The organism is Gelidibacter sediminis (assembly GCF_004364975.1).
GTDB lineage: Bacteria > Bacteroidota > Bacteroidia > Flavobacteriales > Flavobacteriaceae > Gelidibacter > Gelidibacter sediminis.
Genome location: NZ_SOBW01000007.1, coordinates 171755 through 185315 on the forward strand (window position 1 = coordinate 171755; position 13561 = coordinate 185315).

Here is a 13561-nt window from a genome sequence, read left to right on the forward strand (position 1 = left end):
ATTATTTAAATGGAATCAATTCAAGCCATAAAACAACGTTTCGGAATTATTGGGAATGACCCCAAACTCAACCGATCTATAGAAAAAGCCATCCAAGTTGCCCCAACAGACATTTCAGTGTTGGTTACTGGAGAAAGTGGTGTTGGTAAGGAAAGCATTCCAAAAATTATACACCAATTGTCGCATCGCAAACACGGAAAATACATAGCGGTAAACTGTGGTGCAATTCCAGAAGGTACTATTGACAGCGAACTTTTTGGTCATGAAAAAGGCGCGTTTACCGGAGCCACCCAAACCCGTGAAGGTTATTTTGAAGTAGCTGATGGCGGTACTATCTTCCTTGATGAAGTTGGTGAGTTGCCATTAACTACCCAGGTACGTTTACTACGTGTGCTGGAAAATGGCGAGTTTATTAAGGTAGGATCCAGTAAAGTTCAAAAAACAAATGTGCGTATTGTAGCGGCTACTAACGTGAACATGTTTGAAGCCATTAAAAAAGAAAAATTTAGAGAAGATCTTTATTATAGGCTTAGCACAATTGAGATCCACCTTCCTCCATTACGCGAACGGAAAGAGGATATCCATTTATTGTTCCGAAAGTTTGCTAGTGATTTTGCACTTAAATACAAGATGCCAACGATAAAACTAACAGAAGAAGCAGTTGAGGTGCTTTTAAAAAATAGATGGAATGGAAACATCAGACAATTGCGCAATGCTGCTGAACAAATCTCCGTTTTAGAACAAACCCGGACTATTAATGCGGCGACTTTAAAGGAATATTTACCCAATTATGAGGATAATCTCCCAGCGGTCATAAAAAATTCGAAGAGCGAAAGCGATTTTAGCAGTGAGCGCGAGATACTTTATAAAGTGCTATTTGATATGAAAGGCGATTTAAATGATCTGAAAAAATTGACCATGGAACTGATGAAAAGTGGCACTACTCATGATGTTCAGAAAAAGAATGAAGGTTTGATTCAAAAAATTTATGGTGATGAAGATGACGAAGAAAACTACGAAGATACTATTGAAGATTTGGAAGTGCTATCCATTCCAGAAAAAATGAATCAACTGTCAGAAGCTATTGATGAATCCAATGATAAGTATTATTTTGCGGAAGAAGTTGAAGAGGAAGAAACCTTATCACTTCATGACAAAGAATTGGAATTGATTAAAAAATCATTAGAACGTCATCAAGGGAAACGCAAACTGGCAGCTGCTGAATTGGGCATTAGCGAGCGTACATTATATAGAAAAATTAAGCAATACGATTTATAATCGGTCGTTGACTATTAAATATTTATGAAGTATTTTAAAATTTCAGCTCTTTTGTTTAGCCTCAGCGTATTGACTGGCTGTGGCAATTACGGTTTTACAGGAATTTCATTACCGGCAGGCACGACAACATATCAGGTTAATTATTTTCAAAACGACGCCCCCTTGGTCGAACCAGGTTTGGAACGCACATTTACGAACGCGCTTGCTGATTTAATTCAAAATCAAACCAGTTTACAACTAGTAACTTCTGGTGGTGATATTACTTATGAAGGCGAGATAACAGAATATCGTATATCGCCAACTACAGCTACGGCTGACATTACCGCCGCACAAAATAGGCTGACCATAGGGGTACGGGTTCGGTTTTACGATAAAAACAATCCAGATGGAGACGTCAATCAAACTTTTTCATTCTTTTATGATTATCCGGGCAATGTACAGTTGGTGGGCGCCCAAAAAGATGCTGCAATTTCTGAAATACTAGAACGAATAACTCAAGACATTTTAAATGCTACTTTAGGCAAATGGTAATTTTATAACGTGAACACACAAGATTTTACATATCTACTTAGTCATCCAGAAGAATTGAGCGCAGTACATACCTCCAATGTTGGAGACATTGTTACGAAGTATCCTTATTTTCAGGCCGCTAGAGCTTTACATCTAAAAGGTTTAAAAACAAAGGAGAGTGCTCAGTATAATCAGGAGTTGCGAAAAACCGCGGCCTACACGACGGATCGAAGTATTTTATTTGATTTTATTACCTCTGAAGCGTTCAACCAAAATGAAATCTCCAAACTTATAAAGCAAAATACTGAGCTTTTAAAAAGCATAGATGTTAAGGATGCGGAAGATATAACGGTTAACAAAAGTGTTACCTTAGATGATGCTTTAAGCAAACAAGTTATAGAGAGCGCAGGGGTTTTAGATCCAAATTTATTTGAAGAAAAACCTGGTTTTGCTTCAACATCCAAGCAGCCCATTATAGATGTGGATGTTAAAAATATCGAGCCCTCACCTGAAGAACAGTTAAACATTGGAAAACCCTTGCAATTTGATAAGAATGAAACCCATTCGTTTACGCAATGGTTAAAAATTACAAGTTTTAAGCCTATAACACGGGATGAGGAAGAAGATGAGTTGCCCATTGAAACACCCGAAATAGAGCCCATTACTCCAGCCAAAGCAGAGTCCGCTTTAGATAAAAAGTTGGATTTAATAAATAAATTCATCACCACCAATCCTAAAATTTCTCCTGTTAAAGAATCTAAGCCTCCACTAAATCTTGCGCAAACACAACTAGTTCAAAATGATAACTTCATGACGGAGACCTTGGCGCGCATTTATTTAGAGCAAAAAAACTATGAAAAAGCAATTCAATCTTATAAAATTTTAATTTTGAAATATCCAGAAAAAAGTGGTTTCTTTGCAGACCAAATTAAAGCGGTAAAACAAATACAAGCAAATAATACCAAATAGCACATGAGTACATTTACAATATTTCTAGTCTTAATCATCATTGTATCATTTCTCTTGGTGGTTGTCATAATGGTCCAAAATCCAAAAGGAGGCGGTTTGTCTTCATCATTTGGAGGTGGCGGCTCTCAGCAATTAGGAGGCGTTAAAAAAACAACTGACTTTTTAGATAAGAGTACTTGGATTTTAGCAACTGTATTGTTAGCGTTAATTTTGGTCTCCAATGTCGCAATTGATGGAGCAACAGGAACTACTGAATCCAAAGCCTTAGATACTGATGCAGCCACTAGCATGCCTGCTCCTGCTAGTCCTTCAACTCCTGCCGTTAATACCCCTACAACACCTATTGATACTACAAATTAATTAAAGTAGTACGTTTTATATATTTTAAAATGCCAACAAATTTTGTTGGCATTTTTTTGTTACTGAAACTTTGTCAGTTCACCGCCCATGGCACATTTTTCGCAACTACGTAATCCATTAAACAAAATTAATTAACCATTCACGCGTGGCGTGACTAAAACAACAATAAAACTATGGGATTAAACATTAAACCATTGGCAGACCGTGTTCTTATTGAACCTGTAGAAGCTGAAACAAAAACAGCTTCAGGAATTATTATTCCGGACAACGCAAAAGAAAAACCTCAAAAAGGTAAAGTTGTTGCCGTTGGTGCTGGAACTAAAAAAAATCCAATTACTGTAAAGGTTGGTGAAACCGTTCTTTACGGAAAATATGCAGGAACTGAATTGAAACTTGAAGGCAAAGATTATTTAATCATGCGTGAAAGTGATGTTCTAGCAATCATCTAATCAAATAGGAAAGAAATTGTACGTCAAACTCCAATATTTATGTATTGGAATTTGAAATTTGAAACAGTAAAAGTTTTTATAAAAATTTATAATTATGGCAAAAGATATAAAATTTGATATTGAAGCACGTGACGGATTAAAACGTGGTGTGGACGCATTGGCAAATGCAGTAAAAGTAACCTTAGGCCCAAAAGGTCGTAACGTTATAATTGGTAAATCATTTGGCGCGCCTCAGGTGACTAAAGATGGTGTTACCGTTGCAAAAGAAATAGAATTAGAGGATGCGCTAGAAAACATGGGTGCTCAAATGGTTAAGGAAGTTGCTTCTAGAACCAACGATTTAGCAGGTGATGGTACGACTACCGCAACTGTTCTGGCCCAAGCTATTGTAAAAGAAGGTTTAAGAAACGTTGCTGCTGGCGCTAATCCAATGGATTTGAAACGCGGTATTGACAAAGCGGTTGAATCTATCGTCAAAGATCTTGAAAAGCAATCCAAAAAAGTAGGTAGCGATTCAGAAATGATTAAACAAGTTGCATCTATCTCTGCAAACAATGATGATACTATTGGCGACTTAATTGCAAAAGCATTTAGTAAAGTTGGCAAGGAGGGTGTTATTACTGTTGAAGAAGCAAAAGGCATGGACACCTATGTGGATGTAGTAGAGGGAATGCAGTTTGACAGAGGATATTTATCCCCTTACTTTGTTACAGACGCCGACAAAATGATTGCTGATTTAGAAAATCCATATGTTTTATTATTTGACAAAAAGATTTCTAATCTTCAAGAAATTCTTCCAATCTTAGAGCCTGTAGCCCAATCTGGACGCCCGTTATTAATTATTGCTGAAGATGTAGAAGGTCAAGCCTTAGCTACGTTGGTAGTAAATAAATTACGTGGAGGATTAAAAATTGCTGCAGTAAAAGCACCAGGATTTGGCGACAGACGTAAGGCAATGTTAGAAGATATCGCAATTTTAACCGGTGGTGTTGTTATTTCAGAAGAAAGAGGTTTCTCATTGGAAAATGCTGATTTAAGCATGTTAGGAACTGCTGAAACCATCACTATCGATAAAGATAACACAACCATAGTAAACGGTGCGGGTAAAGCTGAGGATATTAAAGCCCGAGTTAACCAAATTAAAGCGCAAATTGAAACAACAACGTCTGACTATGATAAAGAAAAACTTCAGGAACGTTTGGCTAAATTAGCTGGGGGTGTTGCCGTACTATATGTGGGCGCAGCAAGTGAAGTTGAAATGAAAGAAAAGAAAGACCGTGTTGATGATGCCCTACATGCTACAAGAGCCGCTGTTGAAGAAGGTATTGTTGCTGGTGGTGGTGTTGCACTTGTAAGAGCCAAATCAGTTTTAGAAAAGTTGACTACTGATAACTTAGATGAAACAACCGGTGTTCAAATTGTAGCACGTACTATTGAAGCCCCTTTACGTACCATTGTTGAAAATGCAGGTGGCGAAGGAAGTGTGGTTGTGTCTAAAGTTATGGAAGGCAAAAAAGACTTCGGTTTTGATGCTAAAACAGAAACTTATGTAGACATGCTTAAGGCAGGTATTATTGATCCTAAGAAAGTAACCCGTATTGCATTAGAAAATGCTGCCTCAGTTGCTGGAATGATCCTGACCACAGAATGTGCTTTAGTAGACATTAAAGAAGATGCACCAGCTATGCCTATGGGCGGTGGCGGCATGCCAGGGATGATGTAATTCAAAAAATATCAGACTACATTTAATAAAAAACGCCTCAATGACATTGAGGCGTTTTCTTTTTTTAAAAATCTACTTGAACAGTTCTAATGTTAATCTGTTTTTACAAACTACTTCTTCTTAGGAGCAGCTTGTGGTGCCTTTTTTGCCGGTTGCTTTTGCGCAGGCTTAGGCGTTTGTGGTTTCCCACCTAAATTAGATTGTGCCATAATAATTTATGATTTAAAATCTATCCTAAATTTACAACCAACTTAGGCACCGTTATTCTCTCCTTAGTAAATATTTAACTAAAACATTATTGCTTCTCGTTTTTATGATCGTCTTTTACAGCCTCATCTCTATAATAACAACAGGCATGCAAACTGTTATAAGCCTCGTCCGTCGCTTTAACATCTTTGGTGTCATGTCCAACCTCAGCAATGCTTTGTTGTATGGCTTTTAAACTTGTTTTGCGTTCATCAAAAATTAATTTCAATTCATGGGTATTCACATCCCAGTTGGCAATTTTCACACCTTTCGCTTTAATGGCGGCTTTCTCGATGCGCTCTTTACACATCATACACACACCATCTACTTCAATAGTGGCTTTGGCATTTTTATTTTGTGCCATGGTAACTGTTCCAATTAATAATGTGATTGCTAATACTATTCTTTTCATAATTTTATTTATTTAATTTTAAATCGTAAACCCGCATAATACATACTGCCATAAATAGGCCCATAAACAAAGGTCGTATCAAAATTTGCACCAAAAGGATCATCCGCTCCCAAAATTGGATTATTCTGTCGTACATCCGTGATGTTTTCGCCACCTAAATACACTTCAAATTTTTCTGAAAACACCTTAGTGATTTGAAGATTGAATGTGCCTACTGATTCTGAATACTCGGGTAAGCGGTATTGTATAGAGCTGTGGGCTGTTGATGAAAAACGTTGCTCTCCCAGCCAATTGTAGGTGGCATCAAATTTCCATTGCGCAAGGTTTTCCTTAATCTTGGTGTGGTAAGATATATTTCCGAATATACGGTGTTGGGGTGTTAACGGCTTCTCTAACTTTCCTGAATTGTATTGCGTTTTAATATCATATAATTTGTATGCTGTTCTAAGATCAAAACCTTCAAAAACATTATAATTAAATTCTATTTGAAAACTGTTGGCATAACTCTCACCATCGAGATTATAGAAATTAAGCTGTTGAGAGTTCTCAAAATCGACCACAATTTGATTTTGGAAATCCGTTCTATAGTAATCTAGTGTTACATCAGCTTTATTGCCAAAAAGGTTGAATCCTTGTAAAAAGGATACGCCATAATTCCATGCAATCTCTGGCTCCAAACCATAGGCACCTTTAGCATCACCCATAAGTTCCGCTCCATTAATCATCAATGTTCTGGAAGTAGCAAATATGTTCTGGTTTTCTGCAAAAATACTGGCGCTGCGTTTTCCACGACCAAACGAGGCCCGCAAGGCCGATTTTGCCCAAGGGGTATAACGCATATGCAATCTGGGGGTTACAAAAGTTCCTAATAAATTATGGTTATCAATGCGAAGCCCAGCCGTTAAATTTAAGTTATCCAAATTATCAAAATTGTATTCCACAAAGGCACCTATTGAATTCTCTGTGCGTTCAAAATTTTCAGAGAGCACCAATTCATCATAGTAATCATAGGCATAACTGACGCCCGTTTTAATCTTATGTCTAGAGTCGCTAATTATAGTGTTATAAATAGCGTTAAGATACAAACTGTTGTGCAAAATATCGTATTGTCGCAATCCGAAAAAAGACTCTTGTTTATGACTGCTAAAGGCCGACTGAAACCCGAGGGTTTGCCAAGGTATGTCAGGATTAACATACCCAGACTTTAAAGACACATCAAATCTTCTAGTATTAATCTCACTACCCCATGCATTGGTAGTCAATCGATCTGTTTTAGGATTAAAATTAACTTGGCCTGTATGTTTGCTATCATCTAAAAAACCGAGGTTAATAAAACTTACAAAACCCTTTTCTGCATTAGTATACTGCCAACGGTTCAGGACATTAATTTGATTATATTTTGGCATATCCATAAATCCGTCGTCATTAACATCATGTGTTTGATTCTGTGTATTTCCATGAATATAAAAGCCTGTACTCCATTGATCACTAATCTTTGTGTTTAAATGTACATTTGCTTCCATACGTTCATTACTTGCCCCATACAAATTAACAAAAAGTCTGTTATCAGTTGTGGGTTTGACAAGCTCCGTATTAATTTGGCCAGCAATGCTTTCGAAACCGTTCACCACGCTCCCCGCACCTTTAGTAATTTGAATACTTTCTACCCATGTGCCTGGTGTAAAACTCAGTCCGTAAGCTTGAGATGCACCACGTATGGTTGGAATATTCTCTGAGGTTATTAAAATATAAGGACTGGTTAAGCCCAACATCTTAATCTGTCGTGTTCCTGTTACCGCGTCCGCAAAATTTACATCAATGGAAGGATTGGTTTCGAAACTTTCCGACAGGTTACAACAGGCCGCTTTAAGTAATTCTTCACTACTTACAAACATCACATTTGCCGATTGCAAATACGATTTAGAAGTTGCTTGATTGCGAGAGGTAAGGGTAATTTCGTTAAGTTCGCCAGTGGCTTGGAGCGTATGCTTAATAAACTTTAGGGTGTTGACGGTAATTGTATCTGTTTTGTATCCCACATAACTAATGACTAATTTGGAATAATCATCCTGGTACGGAATTCTGAATTTCCCGTCAATGTCGGTAATAACGCCAATTGTTGAATCTAACCAATATACATTGGCTCCCGCAAGTGGCACTATCTTTTTTTGATCCGACAATTCAGAGATGACACCGTCAATTTTTTCCTGAGAAAATATAAGTACAGGAAGAAGAAAAGTGAGATATAATATATTTTTCATTATTATAATGTTATAAGATTGAATTTTTGGGTGTTATGGACAAAACTTAAATACCATTGTAGCACATCTATAATGTAACATATGTTTCAAATATCAAAAACATTGAAGTCGGCATGCTAAAAGCTGGTACTAAGAGACTGTAGACGGGTTTGTCTACCTTAACCGAAAAAATCAAATAATGAAGACTTGGTCACGAATATGAATATCGAAGACCAAAATAGGTGGAGTATAATCATTGTGTGGGACAACAAGCTGAGGTATTCTTTCCAAAAAGGTTGTATAACCAGAGTGTAAATAGGTTGCAACAAATTGTTGCGCATAACTCAGCTCTTCAAAAGACGTTTTCTTTAATTGATCTTGACCTTTCAAAATTTCAACTACGTCCTTACAACAATGCTGCTCGACAATATCTGTACCGTCTGGTAAATTGCTCCCGCAGGATTCAGGGTGAGAGAAAACAGCAACATCAATCAGAACTTCCCCACAGAAATGCTTTTCTAAAGTAAACGAGACTGTAGATAACAGTACTAAAACTGTTAGTACTGTTGAAAAAATTTTATGAATGATTTTATGCTTCATCGCGGCAAAATTACAAAATATTGCACGTATACCAAGAAAATTCGAAAAAGCATATTTTAATGAGATTTCAATTGATTATAATAGAAAGCAGGCAATAACAAAAGCAAGAGCAACGGTTGGATTAAAAACCGTCTAATATTGAAGAAAATATAATAATCTTCCTTTTTAGGATTTATTACGAAATAGAGATACAAGACTAAAAGTACTACAAATGCCAAGACATATATAATAGCTGAAAACTTTATCACATTCCTATCCTCAAAAAAGAGGTAAATTATGCCCAATGAGATTATCGAATTGAGAAAGAATCTCAATGTTGTAAATAAAGTCAGTTTAAAAATTTCCCGACGCGGGTTATCAATATAGAGGTAATCATTCTTAAAAAAGGTGAGATAGGGATCATAAAACAATTCATGTTCAAAGGCACGAATTAGGACTAACAACCCGAAAAGCAGCAACAATAATACTAATTTAAGCACCTTAGTCATCTACCCTCGTTAAATTAGAAAATCTATTCACCCAAAACATCCATAGTAAAAAAACCATTCCATATATAATTAAAGGGAAGATTACCGTATGCAACTCTTCACTACGCCATGGATAATGGTAAAGCCCTATGGATAAAATCACAATTCTAAATAGATTTACAACATACAGCAATACGCTTCCTGCCAAAATATATAAAAATGTAGTTTTGAATTTCCCCGCAAAGGCAATCACGAAAGAACCGAATAATATAAGTACACTTATAGAATTGCACCCCTCTACTACCCTTGCTACATATTTATTATTAATTATAAGCTTCATGGAAGGTTCATCAGGATGTTTCTGAATTGCAGAGTCGTAGCCCAAATTTTCTAATAACACATCAGTTTGTTTTGCCACCAAGTGGGTGAGATAATCCGGATGGTTATTAAAGTTGGCACTATCTAAATAAAATTTATAGGCAAAAGTTAAGGTACCATAAACCAGTAAAAAAGTCAGGATGAACTTAATTACAGATTTGTATTTTGTTACCAATTCCTTCAAAAGTAGCCGTTTGTATTTTGCGTGTTAAAAATATACAAAAAGAAGAATTGATGACGGGCATTTTAGATACTTTTACCAAAACTTTTAAACAATGAATTTAGAGCAGCTTAAACCACAAATACTTACCATCATATCGAATACATCAGACAGCGTGGATGCGCGTTTATTTTCTATCTGTGAGGTTTTGGAATCTCATGTGCCTTATTATAATTGGGTTGGATTTTATTTTAGAAATGGTGAAAAAGAAGAACTAAAACTAGGCCCATATGTTGGTGCTCCAACAGATCATACGATTATTCCGTTTGGAAAGGGTATTTGTGGTCAAGTAGCGGTCAGCAATCAAAACTTTGTAGTACCGGATGTTACTGCACAAGATAATTACATTGCCTGCAGCATAACCGTAAAGGCCGAGATAGTGGTACCTATTTTTGTCAATGGCGAAAACATAGGCCAAATTGATATTGATTCTAATACGCCAGACCCATTCACAGCACAGGACGAGCGCTTTTTAGAATTTGTATGCGCGGAAGTCTCTACTATGCTTATCTAAATTTCAACATAAAAAAAATCCAAGTTCCCGTAGTTACAAGATGTTATGGGAATTTGGATTTTATTTTTTTAGCAGGCTTTAAATTCCATCTACATACCAGTTCTAATAGCTTCTACAGGATCTAATTTAGATGCCGAGATAGCAGGAATAACCCCAGATACCAGTCCGATAATTGTTGACAGAACAAAACCTAAAAACATATTGCCGGCAGACAGCACAAACTCAAAATCTCCGGTAAATTGTGAGGCAATCAATGATACAATCCACACAAAGAACAGTCCGACAAGACCTCCAATGACAGCCAATATTACAGCTTCAAATAAAAACTGGAAAAGAATAAATCTATTTTTAGCGCCTAATGATTTTTGAATTCCAATCAGATTGGTTCGCTCCTTTACACTTACAAACATAATGTTGGCAATACCAAAACCACCCACTAATAACGAAAAACCACTAATAATCCATCCCATTAAATTCATCGTGCCAATAATTCCATCAATGGCATCAGTAAAACCGGACATTTTATTTACAAAGAAATTATCCGGTTCGCCGGCTTTCAATCCTCTATAAGCTCTAAATTTCTGTTTTAAAACCTCTTCGAAAGCACCTATATCCACATTGCTTTCTGGCTTTATAATTACAGCTCCAGGAATTCCATTTACCCCACCTGTTTGAAAACGACGAACAAAATTAGCCGGCACATAGCCCTTATTATCAGGACTGCCGCCCAATCCTGCCCCCATTTTTTTCATGACTCCGATCACCGTCAATTTCCTGCCGTAAACTCTTATTTGTTTACCTATAGGGTTCATATTACCAAATAAGTTTTCGGCAACGGCATGCCCTAAGACGATAACGGGAGATCCATTTATGGATTCGGATTCTGAATAAAAACGGCCCTCTTCAATTTTAATACTTTCTATATCATAAATTTCATTGGATACAGGATTGATATCCACTCCCGAGATAGTTTCTGATTCATACTTTACTGTTTGTGGACTTCCAAAAATCACATAGGCAGAAGCCTCTATATCCGGCACATTTCTTCTAATAAAATCAAAATCGTCATATTCGGTTTGCGGAAAATTGTCACGTTGCCAGCGGGGAACATCCGTAGGTCCAAATGAAAATTTGGTCAAGTACATGGTGTTTTTATCCAATCCTGAAAGTTGGTCTTGAATATTCCTGTCTAAAGAATCTACCGCGGCCAACACTGCAATAATCGAAAAAATACCAATAGTTACCCCTAAGAGTGACAAAAAGGTACGTAGCTTATTGTTAGTAAGCGCATTTAGTGCAAATGAGAAACTTTCTTTAAATAAGCGTAAGTAGAGCAACATTGATGATGGATGGTTTTAGAACAAATTTAAAGATAGGACGTTCTCAACAATTTTTTGTTACAAAAAACACAAATAAACTGCTGCTTGTTACTCGAAAATGTCTCTGATAAATTGTACTTTTGCGCTTCAAAATACATATTTTACCAAAATTAAATAATTCCATCGCTTTTATTGTAAACAAAGCCAAACTAGACACACAACACCATGCAAAACAAAACCATTTCATCTGCCTTAATTTCTGTTTTTAGCAAAGACGGACTAGAACCTATTGTAAAACAATTAAACCAATTAGGAGTAACAATATATTCTACTGGTGGCACTGAAAAATACATTAAAGATTTAGGTATTGAGGTTGTTCCAGTAGAAGAAGTAACGTCTTACCCTTCTATTCTAGGTGGGCGTGTAAAAACTTTACACCCTAAGGTTTTTGGAGGAATATTAAATCGTCAGAGCAATACTCAAGATGTAAAAGAATTGGAAGAGTATTCCATTCCACAAATTGATTTGGTCATTGTAGACTTATACCCTTTTGAAAAAACCGTTGCTTCAGGCTCCAGTCATGAAGATATTATTGAAAAAATTGACATTGGTGGAATTTCATTGATAAGAGCTGCTGCCAAAAATTATGCAGATGTCGTATGTGTGTCCTCAATGGACGATTATAATGAGTTTTTGGAATTACTAAAATCTAAAAACGGAGAAACGTCAGAAGAAGATCGTAAACGTTTTGCAGGTAAAGCCTTTAATGTATCATCCCATTACGATACCGCAATCTTTAATTACTTCAATAGCAACCAAGAAGAAACTGTATTTAAAATCAGCGAAACCAATGGAAAAGCATTGCGTTATGGTGAGAACCCACATCAAAAAGGATTTTTTTATGGTGATTTTGAAGCGATGTTCACCCAACTTCATGGAAAAGAATTAAGTTACAATAATCTTTTAGATGTTGATGCTGCAGTAAATTTAATGAATGAATTTAAAGGCGAAGCACCAACTTTTGCAATCTTAAAACATAATAACGCCTGCGGGTTTGCTCAAAGAGATACACTTCACCAAGCATATATAGATGCTTTGGCAGGTGACCCTGTGTCAGCTTTTGGTGGTATCTTAATTGCAAATACTGAAATTGACAAAGCGACAGCTGAGGAAATTCACAGTTTGTTTTGTGAAGTGGTTATTGCACCTTCTTTTTCAGCAGACGCACAACGTATTTTAGAGGGTAAGAAAAACAGAATTCTTTTAGTACAAAAGGATGTTGTACTTCCACAAACCACAGTAAGAACATGCTTAAACGGTGTATTGGTGCAAGATAAAGACAATAAAACAGATGCATTGACAGATTTAAGTTACGCTACCAACAATAAACCAACTCAAAACGAGTTAGAAGACTTGATATTTGCTTCTAAAATATGCAAGCATACCAAATCCAACACCATCGTATTGGCAAAAAACAAACAATTATGTGCTAGCGGAACCGGACAAACAAGTCGTGTGGACGCCCTTAACCAAGCAATTCATAAAGCACAATCCTTTAATTTTGATTTGAAGGGCGCAGTGATGGCTAGTGATGCCTTTTTTCCGTTTCCAGATTGTGTAGAAATTGCTAAGGATGCTGGCGTTACTGCCGTTATTCAACCAGGAGGCTCTATTAAAGACGAATTGAGCATTGCATATTGTAATGAAAATAATGTGGCTATGGTATTTACCGGGATACGTCATTTTAAACATTAATCTGAAGCCTTTTAACCCATCAGATTTTACGTGATGATTTTATCAGAATAAATTTCGCTTACGCTCAACTAAAACCTAAAAAAACTCGTATATAATAAAAATCGTTGATATTTATGATCTT

14 protein-coding genes are annotated in these 13561 nt (G+C 36.5%); 8 read left to right on the forward strand and 6 right to left on the reverse strand.

What is annotated here, in order from left to right:
• Positions 1 to 9: 9 nt before the first annotated feature.
• The 6 genes from BXY82_RS00830 to groL all read left to right on the forward strand — a co-directional run bounded on the left by BXY82_RS00830 (position 10) and on the right by groL (position 5289).
• Positions 10 to 1278 carry a sigma-54 interaction domain-containing protein gene (locus BXY82_RS00830; RefSeq protein WP_133756289.1) on the forward strand — a complete coding sequence of 423 codons (1269 nt, stop codon included), beginning with the start codon at positions 10 to 12 and terminating at the stop codon, positions 1276 to 1278.
• A gap of 24 nt (positions 1279 to 1302) precedes the next feature.
• Positions 1303 to 1809: an LptE family protein gene (locus BXY82_RS00835; protein ID WP_133756290.1), complete on the forward strand. Its 507-nt coding sequence runs from the start codon at positions 1303 to 1305 to the stop codon at positions 1807 to 1809.
• 9 nt (positions 1810 to 1818) lie between these two features.
• Positions 1819 to 2757 carry a tetratricopeptide repeat protein gene (locus BXY82_RS00840; protein ID WP_133756291.1) on the forward strand — a complete coding sequence of 313 codons (939 nt, stop codon included), beginning with the start codon at positions 1819 to 1821 and terminating at the stop codon, positions 2755 to 2757.
• A 3-nt stretch (positions 2758 to 2760) separates the two neighbouring features.
• Positions 2761 to 3117: a preprotein translocase subunit SecG gene (gene secG / locus BXY82_RS00845; RefSeq protein WP_133756292.1), complete on the forward strand. Its 357-nt coding sequence runs from the start codon at positions 2761 to 2763 to the stop codon at positions 3115 to 3117.
• Positions 3118 to 3290: 173 nt separating this feature from the next.
• A complete protein-coding gene (gene groES, locus BXY82_RS00850; RefSeq protein ID WP_133756293.1) occupies positions 3291 to 3566 on the forward strand; it encodes a co-chaperone GroES in 276 nt (91 codons plus the stop codon).
• A gap of 94 nt (positions 3567 to 3660) precedes the next feature.
• Positions 3661 to 5289 (forward strand): chaperonin GroEL, encoded by a 1629-nt coding sequence (groL, locus tag BXY82_RS00855; RefSeq protein ID WP_133756294.1) that lies wholly within the window; start codon positions 3661 to 3663, stop codon positions 5287 to 5289.
• Between the two features lie 295 nt (positions 5290 to 5584).
• Here groL and BXY82_RS00860 read toward each other — a convergent pair whose 3' ends face one another.
• The 5 genes from BXY82_RS00860 to xrtF form a co-directional block, all read right to left on the reverse strand.
• Positions 5585 to 5947, reverse strand: coding sequence for a heavy-metal-associated domain-containing protein (locus BXY82_RS00860; RefSeq protein WP_133756295.1), 363 nt, complete (start codon positions 5945 to 5947; stop codon positions 5585 to 5587).
• A gap of 8 nt (positions 5948 to 5955) precedes the next feature.
• Positions 5956 to 8208, reverse strand: coding sequence for a TonB-dependent receptor plug domain-containing protein (locus tag BXY82_RS00865; RefSeq protein ID WP_133756296.1), 2253 nt, complete (start codon positions 8206 to 8208; stop codon positions 5956 to 5958).
• Between the two features lie 171 nt (positions 8209 to 8379).
• Positions 8380 to 8787: an HYC_CC_PP family protein gene (locus tag BXY82_RS00870; RefSeq protein ID WP_133756297.1), complete on the reverse strand. Its 408-nt coding sequence runs from the start codon at positions 8785 to 8787 to the stop codon at positions 8380 to 8382.
• A gap of 56 nt (positions 8788 to 8843) precedes the next feature.
• Positions 8844 to 9275, reverse strand: a complete 432-nt coding sequence (locus tag BXY82_RS00875; protein ID WP_133756298.1) for an exosortase F system-associated membrane protein — start codon at positions 9273 to 9275, stop codon at positions 8844 to 8846.
• Entirely contained in the window at positions 9268 to 9816 is a 549-nt protein-coding gene (gene xrtF, locus BXY82_RS00880) for an exosortase family protein XrtF (RefSeq protein WP_133756299.1), read from the reverse strand. The genes BXY82_RS00875 and xrtF overlap by 8 nt, the downstream gene beginning before the upstream one ends.
• 91 nt (positions 9817 to 9907) lie before the next feature.
• Between xrtF and BXY82_RS00885 the strand changes: the two genes are divergently transcribed.
• Entirely contained in the window at positions 9908 to 10366 is a 459-nt protein-coding gene (locus tag BXY82_RS00885; RefSeq protein WP_133756300.1) for a GAF domain-containing protein, read from the forward strand.
• An 89-nt stretch (positions 10367 to 10455) separates the two neighbouring features.
• Here the strand turns inward: BXY82_RS00885 and BXY82_RS00890 are convergent, their stop codons facing one another.
• Positions 10456 to 11706: an ABC transporter permease gene (locus BXY82_RS00890; RefSeq protein WP_133756301.1), complete on the reverse strand. Its 1251-nt coding sequence runs from the start codon at positions 11704 to 11706 to the stop codon at positions 10456 to 10458.
• A 204-nt stretch (positions 11707 to 11910) separates the two neighbouring features.
• On the opposite strand from BXY82_RS00890, the gene purH reads away from it, so the two are divergent.
• Entirely contained in the window at positions 11911 to 13440 is a 1530-nt protein-coding gene (gene purH / locus BXY82_RS00895; RefSeq protein ID WP_133756302.1) for a bifunctional phosphoribosylaminoimidazolecarboxamide formyltransferase/IMP cyclohydrolase, read from the forward strand.
• The last annotated feature ends 121 nt before the right edge of the window (positions 13441 to 13561 follow it).